Origin of the sequence: Ralstonia sp. 25C (assembly GCF_051904805.1) — a bacterium.
GTDB lineage: Bacteria > Pseudomonadota > Gammaproteobacteria > Burkholderiales > Burkholderiaceae > Ralstonia.
The window spans coordinates 3,270,141-3,286,111 of the sequence record NZ_CP196737.1 but is presented as its reverse complement, the minus strand read 5'-3'; the positions used below and the strand labels follow the sequence as shown (position 1 = coordinate 3,286,111).

Annotated in this window: 17 protein-coding genes and 1 tRNA gene; 7 read left to right on the top strand and 11 right to left on the bottom strand. The window is 64.5% G+C overall.

Annotated features, from left to right (window positions below; all coding sequences use genetic code 11):
• The first annotated feature begins 1 nt into the window (after position 1).
• The 4 genes from rph to ACS7SF_RS15370 all read left to right on the top strand — a co-directional run bounded on the left by rph (position 2) and on the right by ACS7SF_RS15370 (position 2,778).
• Positions 2 to 724 (top strand): ribonuclease PH, encoded by a 723-nt coding sequence (gene rph, locus ACS7SF_RS15385; protein WP_439890579.1) that lies wholly within the window; start codon positions 2 to 4, stop codon positions 722 to 724.
• Positions 724 to 1,329 (top strand): RdgB/HAM1 family non-canonical purine NTP pyrophosphatase, encoded by a 606-nt coding sequence (gene rdgB / locus ACS7SF_RS15380; protein ID WP_439890578.1) that lies wholly within the window; start codon positions 724 to 726, stop codon positions 1,327 to 1,329. Before rph ends, rdgB begins: the two co-directional genes overlap by 1 nt.
• A 6-nt stretch (positions 1,330 to 1,335) precedes the next feature.
• Positions 1,336 to 2,604, top strand: a complete 1,269-nt coding sequence (gene hemW / locus ACS7SF_RS15375) for a radical SAM family heme chaperone HemW (protein ID WP_439890577.1) — start codon at positions 1,336 to 1,338, stop codon at positions 2,602 to 2,604.
• Between the two features lie 84 nt (positions 2,605 to 2,688).
• A tRNA-Ser gene (locus tag ACS7SF_RS15370) sits at positions 2,689 to 2,778 on the top strand.
• A 24-nt stretch (positions 2,779 to 2,802) separates the two neighbouring features.
• Here the strand turns inward: ACS7SF_RS15370 and ACS7SF_RS15365 are convergent.
• Together ACS7SF_RS15365 and ACS7SF_RS15360 are read right to left on the bottom strand one after the other, a co-directional pair.
• Positions 2,803 to 3,969: an FAD-dependent oxidoreductase gene (locus ACS7SF_RS15365; protein ID WP_439890576.1), complete on the bottom strand. Its 1,167-nt coding sequence runs from the start codon at positions 3,967 to 3,969 to the stop codon at positions 2,803 to 2,805.
• Positions 3,962 to 4,387, bottom strand: coding sequence for a hypothetical protein (locus tag ACS7SF_RS15360; RefSeq protein ID WP_439890575.1), 426 nt, complete (start codon positions 4,385 to 4,387; stop codon positions 3,962 to 3,964). The genes ACS7SF_RS15365 and ACS7SF_RS15360 overlap by 8 nt, the downstream gene beginning before the upstream one ends.
• A gap of 122 nt (positions 4,388 to 4,509) precedes the next feature.
• On the opposite strand from ACS7SF_RS15360, the gene ACS7SF_RS15355 reads away from it, so the two are divergent.
• From ACS7SF_RS15355 to ACS7SF_RS15345, 3 genes are all read left to right on the top strand, one after another.
• Positions 4,510 to 5,400 (top strand): AraC family transcriptional regulator, encoded by an 891-nt coding sequence (locus tag ACS7SF_RS15355; protein WP_439890574.1) that lies wholly within the window; start codon positions 4,510 to 4,512, stop codon positions 5,398 to 5,400.
• Between the two features lie 35 nt (positions 5,401 to 5,435).
• Positions 5,436 to 6,068 (top strand): DUF2968 domain-containing protein, encoded by a 633-nt coding sequence (locus ACS7SF_RS15350; RefSeq protein ID WP_439890573.1) that lies wholly within the window; start codon positions 5,436 to 5,438, stop codon positions 6,066 to 6,068.
• 126 nt (positions 6,069 to 6,194) lie between these two features.
• Positions 6,195 to 6,872, top strand: a complete 678-nt coding sequence (locus ACS7SF_RS15345; protein ID WP_439890572.1) for a hypothetical protein — start codon at positions 6,195 to 6,197, stop codon at positions 6,870 to 6,872.
• 38 nt (positions 6,873 to 6,910) lie between these two features.
• Here ACS7SF_RS15345 and pcp read toward each other — a convergent pair whose 3' ends face one another.
• The 9 genes from pcp to ACS7SF_RS15300 all read right to left on the bottom strand — a co-directional run bounded on the left by pcp (position 6,911) and on the right by ACS7SF_RS15300 (position 15,785).
• Entirely contained in the window at positions 6,911 to 7,558 is a 648-nt protein-coding gene (gene pcp / locus ACS7SF_RS15340) for a pyroglutamyl-peptidase I (protein WP_439890571.1), read from the bottom strand.
• A gap of 79 nt (positions 7,559 to 7,637) precedes the next feature.
• On the bottom strand, positions 7,638 to 8,663 hold the full coding sequence (locus ACS7SF_RS15335) for a TRAP transporter substrate-binding protein (RefSeq protein WP_439890570.1): 1,026 nt from the start codon (positions 8,661 to 8,663) through the stop codon (positions 7,638 to 7,640).
• Between the two features lie 343 nt (positions 8,664 to 9,006).
• Positions 9,007 to 10,029, bottom strand: a complete 1,023-nt coding sequence (locus ACS7SF_RS15330) for a DUF2891 domain-containing protein (RefSeq protein ID WP_439890569.1) — start codon at positions 10,027 to 10,029, stop codon at positions 9,007 to 9,009.
• A gap of 9 nt (positions 10,030 to 10,038) precedes the next feature.
• On the bottom strand, positions 10,039 to 11,025 hold the full coding sequence (locus ACS7SF_RS15325; protein ID WP_439890568.1) for a DUF979 domain-containing protein: 987 nt from the start codon (positions 11,023 to 11,025) through the stop codon (positions 10,039 to 10,041).
• The gene (locus ACS7SF_RS15320; RefSeq protein WP_439890567.1) at positions 11,022 to 11,753 is read right to left on the bottom strand and encodes a DUF969 domain-containing protein; all 732 of its coding nucleotides are present in this window, start codon (positions 11,751 to 11,753) and stop codon (positions 11,022 to 11,024) included. The genes ACS7SF_RS15325 and ACS7SF_RS15320 overlap by 4 nt, the downstream gene beginning before the upstream one ends.
• Positions 11,754 to 11,815: 62 nt before the next feature.
• Complete coding sequence (gene pxpA, locus ACS7SF_RS15315) at positions 11,816 to 12,559, bottom strand: 5-oxoprolinase subunit PxpA (protein ID WP_439890566.1); 744 nt, start codon at positions 12,557 to 12,559, stop codon at positions 11,816 to 11,818.
• Positions 12,560 to 12,576: 17 nt separating this feature from the next.
• On the bottom strand, positions 12,577 to 13,650 hold the full coding sequence (locus tag ACS7SF_RS15310) for a biotin-dependent carboxyltransferase family protein (RefSeq protein WP_439890565.1): 1,074 nt from the start codon (positions 13,648 to 13,650) through the stop codon (positions 12,577 to 12,579).
• Complete coding sequence (gene pxpB, locus ACS7SF_RS15305; protein WP_439890564.1) at positions 13,647 to 14,294, bottom strand: 5-oxoprolinase subunit PxpB; 648 nt, start codon at positions 14,292 to 14,294, stop codon at positions 13,647 to 13,649. The genes ACS7SF_RS15310 and pxpB overlap by 4 nt, the downstream gene beginning before the upstream one ends.
• Before the next feature lie 267 nt (positions 14,295 to 14,561).
• Positions 14,562 to 15,785 carry a multidrug effflux MFS transporter gene (locus ACS7SF_RS15300; RefSeq protein WP_439890563.1) on the bottom strand — a complete coding sequence of 408 codons (1,224 nt, stop codon included), beginning with the start codon at positions 15,783 to 15,785 and terminating at the stop codon, positions 14,562 to 14,564.
• Positions 15,786 to 15,971: the final 186 nt, after the last annotated feature.

The window sequence follows — 15,971 nt, the reverse complement described above, 5'->3', positions numbered from 1 at the left end:
CATGCGTCCTAGCGGCCGTCAGCCCGACCAACTCCGTCCTGTCACCCTCACCCGCCACTTCACGCGCCACGCCGAAGGCTCGGTGCTGGTGTGCTTTGGCGATACGCAAGTGCTCTGCACGGCCAGCGTGCTGCCCAAGGTGCCGCCGCACAAGAAGGGCAGCGGCGAAGGCTGGGTGACGGCCGAATACGGCATGCTGCCGCGCTCCACGCACACGCGCTCCGACCGCGAAGCCGCACGCGGTAAGCAGACTGGCCGCACGCAGGAGATCCAGCGCCTGATCGGCCGCGCAATGCGCTCAGTGTTCGATCTGGCGGCGCTGGGGGAATACACCATCCACCTGGATTGCGACGTGCTCCAGGCCGACGGCGGCACGCGCACGGCCAGCATCACGGGCGCGTTCGTTGCCGCGCACGACGCCATCACAGTGATGCGCGAGAAAGGTCTGCTGGCCGTAGACGCCAAGCCGATTCGCGATTTTGTGGCTGCCGTCTCGGTGGGCGTTGTCGATGGCGTACCAGTGCTCGATCTGGACTATCCGGAAGACTCCGCCTGCGATACCGACATGAACGTCGTCATGACTGGCGCGGGCGGTTTTGTGGAAGTGCAAGGCACTGCGGAAGGCACGCCGTTCACGCGCGCTGAAATGGACGCGCTGCTTGGCCTGGCCGACCAGGGCATCCGTGAGTTGATTGGCCTGCAGAAGCAAGCGCTGGGGCTGTAATGCGCAAGATCGTCCTGGCCTCCAACAACGCCGGCAAGCTGACGGAGTTCAACGCGCTGCTTGGCACCCTGGGGTTCGACGTCACGCCGCAAGGCGCGCTGGGCATTCCCGAGGCGGAGGAGCCCTACGCGACCTTCGTCGAAAATGCGCTCACCAAGGCGCGCCATGCCAGCCGTGCTTCCGGATTGCCTGCGTTGGCGGATGACTCGGGTATCTGCGTGCACGCGCTGGATGGCGCCCCGGGCGTCTATTCCGCGCGTTACGCGCAGCTGATCGGCGAAGAAAAGTCTGACGCCGCCAACAACGCCCGTCTCGTGCGGGAGTTAGCCGGCAAGGCCGACCGGGGCGCGCACTATGTTTGCGTGCTGGTGTACGTCCGCCACGCCGACGATCCGCAACCGATCATCGCCGAGGGCAACTGGTTCGGCCAGGTGATCGACACACCGCGCGGCGACGGCGGTTTCGGCTACGACCCCTACTTCCTGATCCCCAACCTCGGCAAGACCGCCGCTGAGCTGTCCAAAGCCGAAAAGAACAGCGTGAGCCATCGCGCACAAGCGCTCGCACAATTGGTCGAGCGGCTGCGCCTGTTTGAAAACGCCTGAGTTTCGATGATCCCGATTCACCCTGCCGGCGCCAGCAAGACGCCTTCCGCAACCGCAGCAGAGACTGGCGACAAAGTCACCTCCGTCTTCCTGCAGCCGGGCAAGATCAGCCTGCCGGCCTCGCCGCCGTTGTCACTGTACGTGCATGTGCCGTGGTGCGTGCGCAAGTGCCCGTATTGCGATTTCAACTCGCATGCGGAGCCGGAACAGGGCATTCCCGAAGCGCACTTTCTCGCAGCGATCCGGCAGGACCTCGAAGCCGCACTGCCGATGGTGTGGGGCCGCCATGTGCATACGATCTTTATCGGTGGCGGTACGCCGAGCCTATTGTCCGCGCAGGGGCTGGACCGGCTGCTGTCGGATATCCGCATGCTGCTGCCTGTCGATGCCGATGCCGAAATCACGATGGAAGCGAACCCGGGCACGTTCGAAGCCGAGCGTTTCCGCAGCTATCGCGCCAGCGGGGTGAACCGCCTGTCGATCGGCATTCAAAGCTTTAACGATGTGCACCTGCAAGCGCTGGGCCGCATCCACAGCGCCACCGAAGCGCGCGCCGCCATCGACATCGCCCGCGCGCATTTCGACAACATCAACCTCGACCTGATGTTCGCCCTGCCCGGCCAGACGCTTGCCGAGTGCGAGGCGGATGTCGAGGCGGCGCTGTCGTTCGATACCAACCACGTGTCGCTGTACCACCTGACGCTCGAGCCGAATACGTACTTCGCCAAGTACCCGCCCGCGCTGCCGGATGACGACACGGCGTTTGCGATGCAGGACTGGATCCACGCGCGACTGGCCGCAGCCGGCTACGAGCACTACGAAGTCTCGGCGTATGCCAAGGCGGGCAAGCGGTGCAAGCACAACCTGAACTACTGGCAATTCGGCGATTACCTTGGCATCGGGCCCGGCGCACACGGCAAGCTGAGCTTTCCGCACCGGGTCATCCGCGAGCTGCGGCACAAGCATCCGGACACGTATCTGCGCCACGCCGAAAGCGCGGGCGGCGCAGCGGTCGTACAGGAACAGCGCGAGGTCGATGCCGCCGATCTGCCGTTCGAGTTCATGCTCAACGCGCTGCGACTGACGGAAGGTTTCCCGGTCACGCTGTTCCAGGAACGCACCGGCCTGCCGCTGCGCACGATCGAGCGCGAACTCGATGCCGCCGAGCAACGCCGCTTGCTCACACGTGACCACATCGCGATCCGCCCCACCGAGCTGGGGCAGCGATTCCTGAACGATTTGCAGACATTGTTCTTGGCCGACGACGAAAACTGACGTTACCCGGTGCCAAGTTGCACCGGGTGCCGTTACAATGGCGGTCTTGCTCGCAACGAGCAGCTCAGCAGTCCTGCAGTACACGGAAGCGTGGCCGAGTGGTTTAAGGCAGCAGTCTTGAAAACTGCCGATGGGGTGACCCATCCGTGAGTTCGAATCTCACCGCTTCCGCCAGTCTTTTCCCGCCCTCCCCTCGCATCAAACCAACGCCCCAAGCAACACATCCGTCCCCTTGCGGGATGCATCGATGGCGTGCGCGGCCGTCTCCCGTAGCACCGCCTCATACCGGGCAATCGCCTCGTCCAACCCCATCCGCCTCTGCTGCACCTCACCGAGCGACGCCGCCAAGTTGGCCGCATCAACCAGCGCCGTATTCGCGCCGAGGCCACCCGCCGGGCTCATCGCGTGAATGGCATCGCCGAGAAACGTCACCCGGCTGCTTGACCAAGGCGCAACGGGCAGCGCCGTGCGCACCGGCAGCATGACGGTCGAAGCCGCGTCGCCGTGGACAAACAGCGCGCGCAATCCGTGCGCCCAGCCTGCACTCAGCGACGCGAGTCGCGCATCGACCGCACCCGCTGTGCCAAGTCGCGGGTTTTGGCCGATCACGGCCCAGTACAGATACGGCGCCACGTCGCTCAATCCCGCACGCAGACTCGCAGGAGACACCGCAAAACGCATGGCATCGATGATGACGGCCACGCCATCGCCGAAGACGACGGTGGTGTTGCCCGGCAATCGATCGTCAAGGCGTGCAAGCGCTGCCGGCGTCAGATACGTTTTGCCGTAGATGACCGAGGCATCGGTCAATACGGGCGCAGCGTGCGGCAATCGCTGTGCGCGCACGCTCGAATGCACGCCATCCGCGCCGACCAGCACGTCGGTCACGCATGACGAGCCATCGTCCAACATCACCTCGATACGGCCGTCCGCGCGCGTTTGATGGCGGATATGTCCGCGGCCGAAGTGCACAGACGCGCTGATGCCATCGAGCAGGACTTCGCGCAATGTCAGCCGGTGTGCGTTGAGGTCGGGAGCCTTGTCGACATGGTCGTTAGCGTCATCGCGCCATGCATCCACCCAGCGGCCGTCGGTCGGGCGGAGGTATGGATCGAACACGTTCACACGGCGCGCCGGCACCGCGCAGGACTTGCTAAACAACGCGTAGCGTGCGGGCGGTAGACAGGCTTGGAGCGCGTCTTGGCCATCGGCGTCGATACGGAGGCGATAGCCCTGCGGTCGGCTGCTCATGGCTTGGTCGCGCTCGAACACATCGAAAGCGATGCCGTGTCGCCGCAGCCCTTGCCCCAGGCATAGACCACCCAGACCCGCGCCAATGATGGTGACATGTAGCGGTTCACGCATCGGCGTGCTCCTGCGCAACAACATGATTGAGCGCGCGCCGAGCGGCGGCGAGTGCCTCCTCAAAGCTGGCCACGATCTCCATCGGCAGCTTGAACGCCCGCACAGCAATAGCCACCTCCGCTTGGATCGCCATGCGGCGCACCGCATTCGGCTCGACGTGCACTAACGCCCGGCAATGTTCAGCCAGCGCCGCCTTGTTCTCCTTGAGCCAGATCGCGCGCAGACGACGGTCTTCGGGCACCTCGTCTTCGACTTGCACGCCCTGCAACATCGCGAACGGCTGCTTGCGTGCGAGCAGCGCATCCATCTCCTGCGTCCACTGCAGCGCATACCCCGGCACGCGCGCACCGCTGCGCAGCATCACGATCGGCCACGCCGAAATATCGTAGATGCGAAATCCATCCAACCTTTCTGCCATGGCGTTCCTCCTTGGATGACGAAGTGGCAACCGGCGCCCTGTGCGCCGTGGGGTCACTATCGCGCGCGCACGACGAGACGTGATAACGTCATTTCGACAGAAACTATTGAAAACCCGTCACCATGCATGCCCACGCGATCCGCGCCGAGGAGCAACAGGCCGTCATGCAGGACTACAGCGACCGCGCTGACGGCCCGGAAGTCATCGCCGTGCGGGGCAGCGCCACCAGCAACGCCGAGCTGCAACTGGGCACCCGCGAGGTCGGCTGGCATCGCCACGTGCGCGGACAACTGTTCTGCGTGGAAAGCGGGCTGATGCACGTGCGCACGCATCGCGGTTCGTGGTTGATGCCGCCGCATCGGGCGGGCTGGATCCCACCGGGCGAAGTGCATCGCGCCGCAATCAGCGGTGTGATGAGCGGCTGGTTCGTGCTGGTCGCGCCCGAGCAGTGCATGGCGCTGCCCGACCGCCCATGCGTAGTCGGCATCAGCGATGTCATGCGCGCGCTCGTGGAACGCGCGGTGATGTGGCCCAAACGCGATCACCTGAGTCCGGAACGCGCGCGCATGGCGGCCGTCCTGCTCGACGAACTGCGCCACGCGCCGCACGAACCGCTGCACTTGCCGCTGCCCACCGATCGACGTCTCGTGCGCATCGCGCAAGGCATCTTCCGCGCGCCCGGTGACACACGAACACTGGACGCCTGGGCGGAGTGGGCCGGCGTATCGCCGCGCACCATTAACCGGCTGTTCCTGGCTGAAACGGGCATCGGCTTTGCACAATGGCGACGCCAGGCGCGGCTGGTGCATGCGCTGGAGCGACTGGCCGCCGGTGAGCCTGTCGCCAACGTGGCGGATGTACTGGGCTACGCGTCGCCCAGCAACTTCATCGCCATGTTCCGCCAGTACTTTGGCGAATCGCCCGCGCGCTACTTCGGCCGTCGTGAGGCCGCAGGCGCGGCCTCCGCGGATATCACAAGCCCGGCGGGCGGCAAGTCTGCAGGGCAAAGCTGATATAGTCGCGTCGGCTCCGATTTCTGACTTCTGCAATGTCCTTCGTCTTCCGCCGAACCGTTCTCACGCTCGTCGCCGCGGCTTCTGTTGCGGGCGCCGGGTTGGCTCATGCTCAAACCTCCGCGCCGCAAGCGCCTGCAGCCCCCACAGCTGCGTCGGGCGGTACCGTGGCCGAGCTACAGCAATTGCTGGCACAAAAGCGCCTCACGGAATTGCGCACGACGTACAACGGCGATTACGGCACCAGCCTGCTGCTCGTGAACGAAGACACAACCGCTTACGTGGCGCTGTCGTATCGCAAGGAATTGTGGCGCGTGTACAAGTTCGCATCCGTGGCACCGGCCGAAGGCGCGTATGAAACGCTGGCGCGCCAGACCCGTACGTGGGCCGAAGACGATCTGCGCCGCGCCGTGACGGCCGGACAGAAAGCCCAGCTTGAGCGTGAAGCGCAGGCTGCCGAACAGCGTGCCACGTCGCTCGGTCAGGAAGTGCGCATCATGCAAGCGCAGCGCCAGAAGATGCTGGAAGAACAGCAAAGCATGCGCCAGCAGACCCAGGCGCTGGACGTCGAGCGCCGCGCCTACAAGGCCCAGATCGACTCGCTGCAGCAGCAGATCCGCCTGCTGGAAAAGCAGCTCAACGACCCACACTGGTCGCCAACGCCGTAACCCAAGCGCGGTGCGATATCAGACTGATCTGATCGACCGCCCTCTCCCCCTCGCCCTAACATCCCCAGGTTCTGCTGGGGCGGGGGTCTGTGCCTGCCCTGAAAAATCCATCAACGGGGGGGTGCAGTGGAGAGTCTGAACATCACCATCGACGGCCACCTCGGCATGCCGGGGCTGGCGCGGCTGCGCGTGCCACCGCCGTTCGGCACGTCACGCGACATCATAGAAACCATTGAATCGCGTCGAGCCGCCGCCCTGACGGAAGAAGTGCTCGCCGCGTTGCGCGTCGGCACGCAATCCAATGCGTCTATCTGGCGCCCGCGCCTGACTGTCATCGCCATTGGCGTTGCCTGCACGGTGTTAGCAGCGTGGCTAGGCTCGTATACCGGAAAGCGGCACCAGTTGGCGCCGACCGCCGAGCAACATCTGGCTACCGCGCCCGCCCAGCCGCACAAACCGATGCCCGCCCCCGTTGTCAGCAAGCAAGCTGCGCCGAGCCCGATGGTCAGCGCCGCACCCACACCGACACTGCCCGTCGCTGCCAGGGTCTCCAAGACTGTGACCGCAACCGTTCAGACGGAAAAGGCCGCGGTGCCCCCTGCCAAGCCTACGGTTGCCAGGGCGATCGATCGACACGTGCCGCACGCCACGCGCCCAGTTGTCGCCGCGAGACCTGTCACCCCAGCGCCGATCGTTGACGACAGCACGTCTTCGTCAACCTATGGCACCCCGACCCCGGCGTTTGTGGCCCCTGGCACGTCGGTGCGCATCGAACTGCAACGCCACACTCGCCTGACTGACTGATCCGGCGGCACCTCGGCACCCGAAACGGGCGGCGGTTGCTAATGCAACTGGCCGCCCGTTTCGCGTATGTCTTGTGCGTTTCGCAGCGTGGTTTCAATGACGATGCGCAGCCCAGCGACCAAGGTATCGTGCGCCATGCTGGGCTGGCCAGCATGGTTGGCCGCCTGCGAGGGCAGATAGGGAATGTGGAGAAACCCGCCGCGCGTTGGCAGCTTTTTTCGGGCGATCGCATGCATCAGCCCATAGAAGACGTGGTTGCAGACGAACGTGCCCGCCGTCTGCGACACCGCCGCCGGAATGCCGGCAGCGCGCAAGTCGCGCACGATGGCCTTGATCGGCAGCGTAGAGAAATACGCCGCCGGCCCATCATGCTCAATGGCGACGTCGATCGGCTGCTTGCCGGCGTTGTCAGCAATGCGCGCATCGTCCACGTTGATGGCGATGCGCTCGATCGACATCTCGGCGCGGCCACCGGCTTGGCCCACGGCGATCACCACGTCGGGGTGCAGCGTCTGCAGCAGCTTGCCGAGCACCTTGTTGGATTCACCAAAGACGGTCGGCAACTGGCGCGCCATGATGTCGGCACCCGCGATCCCCTGACCGTCGAGGGTGCGCACTGCTTCCCACGACGGATTGACGGGTTCGTTCTCGAATGGATCGAACCCCGTGACGAGGACGGTAGGCATGACGTTCTCCCGCAGCTGCATGCATCAACAACGATGATAGATGCCCGCTGCAGATCATGCCCAGGCGCGGCGAGGGGCCTTACTTGGCCTTGCTGCGCTTGTTCTCGAAGCTCAACAGGATGTCAACTTCTTCCGTGCCCGCGGTGTGCAGCCATTCGCGCGTCAGGCGTTCGCCCAGGCGGCGCATGTCGCCCTGCAGGTTCACGTCGGGATTGATCACGCGTACGCCGGTCTTGGCGAGCTCGGCTTCGTCGTGCTCGTACGTCTGGCGGCTGGTCTCCCAACCGCGCGCCTCGTAATCCTTGGCGAGCTTGAGCACCGTCTGCTGCACGGCCGGCGGCAGCTTGGCGAAGCGCGCCTCGTTGACGAACACAGCGTTCTTCGGAATCCACGCATTGACCTTGTAGTAGTAGGTCATGCGCTGGCCGGCCTTGGTTTCCAGACCGGTGGACGGCGAAGTCAGCATCGTGTCGATGCGGCCCGCGCTGATGGCCGCGCTCAGGTCAGGTGCTTCCACCTGCACCGGCTGCGCGCCGTACAGTTCGGCGATGCGCTTTTGCGCAGCGTTGTAGGTGCGCAAACGATGTCCCTTCAGGTCGGACAAACGTGCAATCGGCGTTTCGGAATACAGGTTCTGCGGCGGCCAGGGCACGGCGTACAGCAGGCGCAGGCCGTTGGCCTTCATCAGCGCCTCAACCTTGTTGCGCGAGGCGTCCCACAGCAGGCGGGCGTCGTTGTAGCTGGACACCACGAACGGGATCGAATCCACACCGAATAGCGCGTCGCGCTGAGCCAGCGTGGAAAGCATCACTTCGCCCGCTTCGGCCTTGCCGTCCTTCACGCCGTCGAAGATGGTCGCGGCCTTGAGCAGCGAGCCATTCGGATACACCTCAAGCTTGAGCCCACCATTGGTGGCGCTATTCACCGCGCCAGCGAAAGCTTGCAGGTTTTGCGTATGGAAATTGACGGCCGGGTACGGCGTGGCCACGCGGAACGTTTCAGCGCCGGCTTGCGCGGCAGAGAACAGCGTCAATGCGCTGGTTGCGAGAACACAAAAAAAGCGGCGTCCCGACATGGAACGGCCGCCCGTCATCTGGCTGCTCATTGAATCCCCCCGGAGAAGAGCGCGATGCGAGGACAACGACCGCACACCCCATTTGGGCCCGGGTGGCGATCACGTGGGTGGCACCCGCCGGCATCAGATTGACCAGCGTGGCGCGCGCCGCACGCGTCGCATTAGACACGATTACTGCAGCATCAGGAAGTCCACCCGCACGATATTGGCTGCATGCAACAGCAGTGCGGGTTGGGGGTTGCGCTTTGATCTCGGTGCGCTTATCGGGCCAATCCAGCAACGCCAGGCACGATGATGAAGTTGGCCGCCGGTCCGCTAGCGGCACATTTCGCGTGTACCTGACCCGCTGGAAACGGTCAATGAGCGTGCCAAGTCAATGAACCGGCTCCAGCGCCAGCATGGCGAACGTTGCCAGCCAATGCTCACCAGCATATTCGCCACTGACCACATGCGGCAGCCCAGCCTCAATATGGAGCTTTGCGGCCTTATCCAGCACAGCCTTGGCGGGCGCGCTTTCCGGAAGGCGCCGAGCAATCCGCTTCATGCACCAGGCTCGGCTCAGGTTCAAACCGTTCAGGTGGGCAATCTTGGGGTCGCTATGGTCGCTGACATGCGCCGGCGTCATGAGGCGATCGATATGGCCCGGCACTGGCAGGTATTGGGCAAACCAGCCAGCAAACTCGCCGGCCGGCAGCACGTCCGACATCAGCAAGGCTTCGGTCAACGCGGCGGACAGGAACTCGTCGCCGCCCGGCTCGTAGTGCGCCGGATAGTTGGTGTCTTCCCCGTAATAGCGGCGCGAGGCGGACACCACCAACTCCTCCAACTCCGCATCGCGGCGATGGCGCGCGAAATCCAGGATCAGCTTCAACGCGAAGGCGCTGTTGTAATGCGTGCCGACCCGGATCGGATAGCTCAGCTTGGTGAAGTAGCTGAGGATGCGGCTGCGGATTTCTGCCGTCAGCGGCTCCATGGCGGCCAGCCACGTTTTGGCTTTGGGATGCTGCCAAACGGCCAATTCCTCTGCCAACGCCATAACCCAGGCGAAGCCGTATGGGCGCTCAAACGATGTGCGCCCCGGCGCCTGGAAATACGCGCACTCCTTCTGCATGTTCTCGACAGTGAAGTGCTCGTCAAACAGCTTCGTAATGGCATCCTGCTGCGGCAGAGACGGATACAGCCGCGCACAGCGCGCCAGCAGCCAATAGCCATGCACCGCCGAATGCCAGTCGTAGCAGCCGTAGAACACCGGGTGCATGTCGCGCGGCGAGCGCACATCCTCTGCCCCATTCAGCAGATGCATGATGTGGTTCGGATACTCGTGATACAGCGAGCGCAGCGGCAGTGCTGCCAGATCTGAAGCCTGCTTGACGGTGAGTTCGACGGTGAATGGCATGGCGTCTCTCTAGCGGAAAACCAGGAAATACATGAGCAGAATGTTCGCGCACAGCAGCACCAGCGCGGTCGGGATCTGCGTCTTGATGACGAGATACTTGTCCTTCAACTCCAACAGCGCGGCCGGCACGATGTTGTAGTTGGCGCCCATGGGGGTCATCAATGTCCCGCAGTAGCCGGCCAACATGCCGATGGTCACCAGCGGAGCAGGATTGGCGTGCTGACCAACCACCAGCAGCGGCAGCGCAATACCGGCCGTCAGCACCGGGAATGCCGCAAACGCATTGCCCATGATCATGGTGAACAGCGCCATGCCCACGCAGTAGATCACCACCAGCAGGAAGCGGTTATTCGGATCGGCAAACAGGCTCACGATGTCCTTCACCGATTTACCGGTCTGGGCCGCCACAAACACGCCACCCAGCATCGCGAGCATTTGCGGCAGCACCGCGGCCCAGCCGATGGAATCCAGCAGGCGACGCGACTCACGCACCGCGTGCAGCGGCGACCCGCCAGTCAGCGCCCAGCCAACCAGGATGGCGCAGACACAGCTCACGCAGAGCGCGGCCAATGTCAGCTGCTTCTGATCCAGGATGTAGACACCGCCCACGGAGACGCCTTTGAACGCCAGCGTGCAGAGCACCGTGATGACCGGGATCAGCAGCGCCGGCACAAACAGCTTGTTGCGCAGCTTGTTGGCAGAGGCATGGCGTTGCTCCGGGGTGCTCTGCTTGTACGTGCCGATCGACAGCAAGCCAGCCCCAGCGATCAATGCGATCAGCACAACGATGACACCGACGATGCGATACGCCATCGGCTTGCCAAGCGTCGACACCATCAAATCGCTGAACAGAAAGACGGAGCCGAACAGGAACCAGAACAACGCCGTGGTCAGGCGCTTGGGGTTGCCCTTGTCGCGCAGCGTCATGCCCACCAGCAGCATGACGATAAAGCCGATCAGATAGAAAACGCCGTTAATAGTCAGCAGGGTGCTCATGCTGTCACCTCATTCGTCTTGGACGGATTGGATTGTTTCCAGGCATCGACATCGCGCTGGATGCTGGCATCGAGCCGCACCAGGCGGAACATGTGGATGACGAGCGCGGCAATGGCGGTGGGAATTGCCCACAGGCCCAGCTGCAAAGGCTCAATGCCAGTGATGCCGTTTTCCTTGAGGAACGCATCCATCAGCAGCACCGCACCGAAGGCGAGGAAGATGTCTTCACCGAAGAAGATGGCGATGTTGTCGCAGGCGGCGGAGTGCGCGCGCAGCTTGTCGCGGATGTGCTGCGGCAGATCACCGTGGCGGGCGGCTGCGGCACCTTCCACCATGGGCGCCAGCAATGGCCGCACGGTTTGCGCATGACCGCCGATGTAGGTCAGGCCGAGTGCGCCCAGCCCTTGGCGCACCACGAAATACAGCATCAGGATGCGGGCGGAGGTGGCGCTTGCCAGGCTGGAGATCCAGTCTTGCGCACGCTCTTTCAGGCCGTAGCTTTCCAGCAGACCGATGATCGGCAGAATCAGCACGTAGACCGCCAGCGATCGGCTATTGATGAACTTCTCGCCGAAGGTTTCCAACAGCGTGCCAAGGTCCATGCCGACGGACAGCCCCGTGGCCAGCCCGGCCACGGTCACCACCAGCAGTGGATTGAATCGCAGGACGAACCCGACGATGATGATGACCACCCCAATCAGTGGCCATAGATTGACTGCCGTACTCATGTGGCGCTTCCCCCCAAAGTTGCTATAAAAAGGCCCCGCATGGAAGTTGCGGGGCCCGTATCTCAGGCGCCGGCGCTGACAGCAATACCCTCGCTGCCAAGCCGTTCCCGAATGCGTCGCGCGAACGCCAGCGCATGTGCGCCGTCGCCGTGCAGACAAACCGTTTCCGCGCGGATCGGAACCCACGTGCCGTCAATGGCCTTCACGCGCTGTTCGCGCACCATCGTCAGCGTCTGGTCCAGTGCCGCGTTCTCATCGTCGATCAGCGCGCCGGGCGTGCCGCGCTTCACGAGCGAGCCGTCTGCGTTATAACCGCGATCGGCGAAAACCTCTTCCTTGGCGTGCAGGCCCAACTCACGCGCGGCCTTCACCAGCTCACCGCCAGCCAGGCCAAACACCACCAGCGACGGATCGAAATCACGAATGGCGCGCACGATGGCCATGGCCAGTGGCCGGTCACGCGAGGCCTGGTTGTAGAGCGCACCATGTGCTTTCACGTGGGCCAGCTTGCCGCCTTGGGCGCGCACAATAGCCGATAGACCGCCGATCTGGAAGAGCACGCCCGCGTAAATCTCTTCCGGAGGCAGGTGCATCTCGGTGCGGCCGAAGTTTTCACGATCGGGAAAGCTCGGATGCGCGCCGATCGACACGCCTTGGCGCAGCGCCCACGAGGTCGTCTGGCGCATCGTGTTGACGTCGCCGGCGTGCCAACCGCACGCGATGTTGGCGGAACTCACCAGCGCGAGCAGCGCCTCGTCGGTATCGCAGCCTTCGCCAAGATCGGCGTTCAGATCAATTGCAGTCATGGGTGTCTTCCGGTGCATCAGGCATTCAAGCGCGCGTTCGGTTGCGCGTTCAGTCGCGTTTTGGCCGTGCGCCGCGCGGTGGAGAGAATGCCCTGGCGCTGCCAATCCAGCGCGGTTTCGATTTGCTGCAGATAGCGTGCCACGTCGGCACGAGCGGCTTCGGCCTCTTCCAGCGTCACGCGCTGGAAACGCACGCGGGCGCCCAGCGGAATCTGCGCCAGGCGCCACTGGTCGGCCAGGATGACCGTGCCGATTTTCGGGTAGCCGCCCGTGGTCTGTGCGTCGGCCATCAGCACAATCGGCTGGCCCGAGGGCGGCACCTGGATCACGCCCGGCACCACGCCGTGTGACAGCAGATCGCCGCTGCGCTGCTTCTTGCGCTTGAGCTCCGGCCCTTGCAGGCGGAAGCCCATGCGGTTGCTGTTGGGAGTGAGCGTCCAGTCGGATTCCCAGAACGCGGCTTGAGCCTCGGCGAGGAAGTCGTCGTACTCGGGGCCGGGCAGTACGCGAATGACGGGCGTGTCATCCTGCACGCGGTCAAACGTCCAGCGTGCGGCCTTCACGGCAACGGCCTCGCCGCTGATGTCGGGAGCGTAGGTAGCATCAGCGGGCAGCACAGCCAGCTTGTCACCGTCCTTTAGCGGACGCCCTTCGAAGCCGCCGAAGCCGGCCTTCAGGTCGGTGCTGCGCGAGCCCATCATCTCCGGCACATCGATGCCACCGGCCACGCACAGGTAGGCACGCACGCCGCCCTGCGCCACGCGCAAGGTCAGCGTCTGGCCGCGTTGCACGGAGATGACGCGCCAGGCATGGACGGGCGTCCCATCGAGCGTGGCCCGGCAGTCGGCACCGGTCAGCGCGATCAAACCATTGGCGTGGAAGCGCAGCGTGGCGTTGCCCAGCGTGAATTCGATGCCCGCCGCATCACTGCGGTTGCCGACCAGGCGGTTGCCCACGTACAGCGACAGCGGGTCCAACGCGCCTGACGTGCACACGCCAAAGCGGCGATAGCCCGTGCGGCCCAGGTCTTGCACGGAGGCCAGCACGCCGGCCCGCACGATCTCGATCATGGGTTGTGGTTTGGCACTCATGCGCGCACCTTCGAGGCGACAAAACGGATACGGTCTCCGGGTGCGAGCAGCGCGGGGGGATTACGCTGCGGCATGAAGAGCGCCGCGTCCGTGCGGCCAAGGAGTTGCCAGCCGCCGGGCGAGGCGGCCGGATAGATGCCCGTCTGCTCGCCGCCGATGCCCACCGAACCGGCCGGCACGGCCATACGCGGCTCCGCGCGGCGCGGCGTGGCGAGCGACTTGTCGAGCCCGCCCATATAGGCAAAGCCCGGCTGGAAGCCCAGGAAATAGACGATGTATTCGGGCGCGGTGTGACGGCGCACCACTTCGGCCGGAGTCAGGCCGGTGTGCTTGGCGACTTCGCGCAGGTCGGGGCCTTCATCACCGCCGTAGGCGACTTCAATGTCGACCAGCTTGCCATCAGCCACCAGGGCTTCGCTTTCTTCCCAGACTTCGCGCAGGCGCGTTTCCAGCACACGTGCATCCGCCTGCGGGCCGAACACGAGCGTCAGGTTGTTCATGCCTGGCACCACGTCAATCACGCCCGCCCAGTGGGACGCGCGCGATGCCATGGCCCAGATACGCTGCTGGCAATTCAAGGTCGCTGGCGGCGGCACTTCGCACAACAGCGCCAGTTCGCCCAGCCGATGAATCGTGCACTGCAACTTAACCCCCGGGTCTGGTGTGCTCTCGGTTGCCGGCAAACCGGAAAACGAAGCGCGATTGAAAACGAAAGCGATACGTTAATAAAACGTTGATAAATTCTATATAAGAACTAACCCTTAGCTCGCGGATTGGGCATCCCGCCCGCTTGTGGTGCGGGTAGGCGCCGTTCTCATGATAGGAAAGTGCTCGCCTGCCAGGGGCAGCGTGTTATGCACGCGCCATATGAAACCCTGACGACAGCGAAGACGCTGTGCCGGTGCAGCCGGTCAGTGGGCGGCCTGCTGGCCCTCGTGGCGCGTGGCGCGCAAACCCAGCCACAGGGCCAGGATGGAGCAGACTGCCATCATGCCCAGCAACGGTGCAGCGGTCTGGCCGATGGCAGCGACCACCGTACCGGTGACCATGCCGAGGCCAAATTGCATGGCTCCCATCAGCGCGGAGCCGGTGCCGGCACGGGCGCCCTGCCCGGCCATCGCCAGCGCGCCCGTGTTGGGCGAGATGCAGCCGATGGACGCGACGTAGCAAAACAACGCAGCCAGCACGAGCGGCAGCGGCATCCAACCCGCCATCGCGGCCGCGGTCGCCAGCACGCTGGTCACAACGGGAATCCACAGCGCCCGCCGCAGCACGCGCGCCGGCGAATACTTGCGCACCAGACGCACATTCACACGCGAGGCCGCGATCATCCCCGCCGCGTTGCTGCCGAACACCCAGGCGTAGTGGCCCGGCGACAGCCCATAGCCGTCGATCAGCACGAACGACGACACGGTGATGTACGCAAACATGCCCGACAGGAACACCGCGCCGCACCACATATAGGCCGCGTAATGGCGATCGCGCAGCAGCGCCCAGTAGTCCTGCAGCACGTGGCCGACGGCCAGCCGGCGCGCGTTCTCCGGGGCCAGCGATTCGCGCATCAGATAGTGCACTGCCACCAGCGACACCACGCCAAACGCCGTCAGCAGCGCAAAGATGACCCGCCATGACGCCACCTGCAGCACCGCCCCGCCAATCATCGGCGCCAGGATGGGCGCCACGCCCATCACCAGCATCAGCGTGGAATAGGCTTGCGCGGCGCCGGCGGGGTCCATACGGTCACGCACGGCGGCACGGGCGATCACCATACCCGCGCAGGCGCCAAAACCCTGCAGACCGCGCAGCACGGTCAGCATCGTCGCGTCCTTGGCGAAAGCGCAGCCGATGGACGCCGCCACATACAAACCCAGGCCGATATAGAGCGGCGGCTTACGGCCAAAGCGGTCACTGGCCGGGCCGTAGATCAACTGGCCGATCGCCAGGCTGATCAGAAAGACCGTGAGCGTGAGCCCCGCCGCAGCCGACGACGTATTCAGATCGCGTGCAATGGTGGGCAGGCTCGGCAGATACATGTTGACCGACAGCGGGCCGATCGCCGTGAGCGCACCGAGCAGCAGAAGCCAGCCGGGAATCGGGCCCGGCATGCGGGACCGTGCGGGAGTGGGAGCAGTCATGAGGGGGAAACACGAGATGCGAGACGCGACAGCGGGCGTGAACCCATGCCGGAGCAAACCTCAGACTGTAGCGCAAAGCGACAGGCCGCGCCTGCGCACCGCTCAAGTGCAACGCAGCCTGGGCGCCCCAGCGAAGGGCCGGGCGTGCCACCTGCATACATCAGCATGACAAGCTCAGCACGGCAA

Excerpts from the sequence above, each read along its gene's own strand:
- rph (WP_439890579.1), top strand. The coding sequence starts at position 2 with ATGCGTCCTAGCGGCCGTCAGCCCGACCAACTCCGTCCTGTCACCCTC.
- rdgB (WP_439890578.1), top strand. The coding sequence starts at position 724 with ATGCGCAAGATCGTCCTGGCCTCCAACAACGCCGGCAAGCTGACGGAG.
- hemW (WP_439890577.1), top strand. The coding sequence starts at position 1,336 with ATGATCCCGATTCACCCTGCCGGCGCCAGCAAGACGCCTTCCGCAACC.
- ACS7SF_RS15365 (WP_439890576.1), bottom strand. The coding sequence starts at position 3,969 with ATGCGTGAACCGCTACATGTCACCATCATTGGCGCGGGTCTGGGTGGT.
- ACS7SF_RS15360 (WP_439890575.1), bottom strand. The coding sequence starts at position 4,387 with ATGGCAGAAAGGTTGGATGGATTTCGCATCTACGATATTTCGGCGTGG.
- ACS7SF_RS15355 (WP_439890574.1), top strand. The coding sequence starts at position 4,510 with ATGCATGCCCACGCGATCCGCGCCGAGGAGCAACAGGCCGTCATGCAG.
- ACS7SF_RS15350 (WP_439890573.1), top strand. The coding sequence starts at position 5,436 with ATGTCCTTCGTCTTCCGCCGAACCGTTCTCACGCTCGTCGCCGCGGCT.
- pcp (WP_439890571.1), bottom strand. The coding sequence starts at position 7,558 with ATGCCTACCGTCCTCGTCACGGGGTTCGATCCATTCGAGAACGAACCC.
- ACS7SF_RS15335 (WP_439890570.1), bottom strand. The coding sequence starts at position 8,663 with ATGAGCAGCCAGATGACGGGCGGCCGTTCCATGTCGGGACGCCGCTTT.
- ACS7SF_RS15330 (WP_439890569.1), bottom strand. The coding sequence starts at position 10,029 with ATGCCATTCACCGTCGAACTCACCGTCAAGCAGGCTTCAGATCTGGCA.
- ACS7SF_RS15325 (WP_439890568.1), bottom strand. The coding sequence starts at position 11,025 with ATGAGCACCCTGCTGACTATTAACGGCGTTTTCTATCTGATCGGCTTT.
- ACS7SF_RS15320 (WP_439890567.1), bottom strand. The coding sequence starts at position 11,753 with ATGAGTACGGCAGTCAATCTATGGCCACTGATTGGGGTGGTCATCATC.
- pxpA (WP_439890566.1), bottom strand. The coding sequence starts at position 12,559 with ATGACTGCAATTGATCTGAACGCCGATCTTGGCGAAGGCTGCGATACC.
- ACS7SF_RS15310 (WP_439890565.1), bottom strand. The coding sequence starts at position 13,650 with ATGAGTGCCAAACCACAACCCATGATCGAGATCGTGCGGGCCGGCGTG.
- ACS7SF_RS15300 (WP_439890563.1), bottom strand. The coding sequence starts at position 15,785 with ATGACTGCTCCCACTCCCGCACGGTCCCGCATGCCGGGCCCGATTCCC.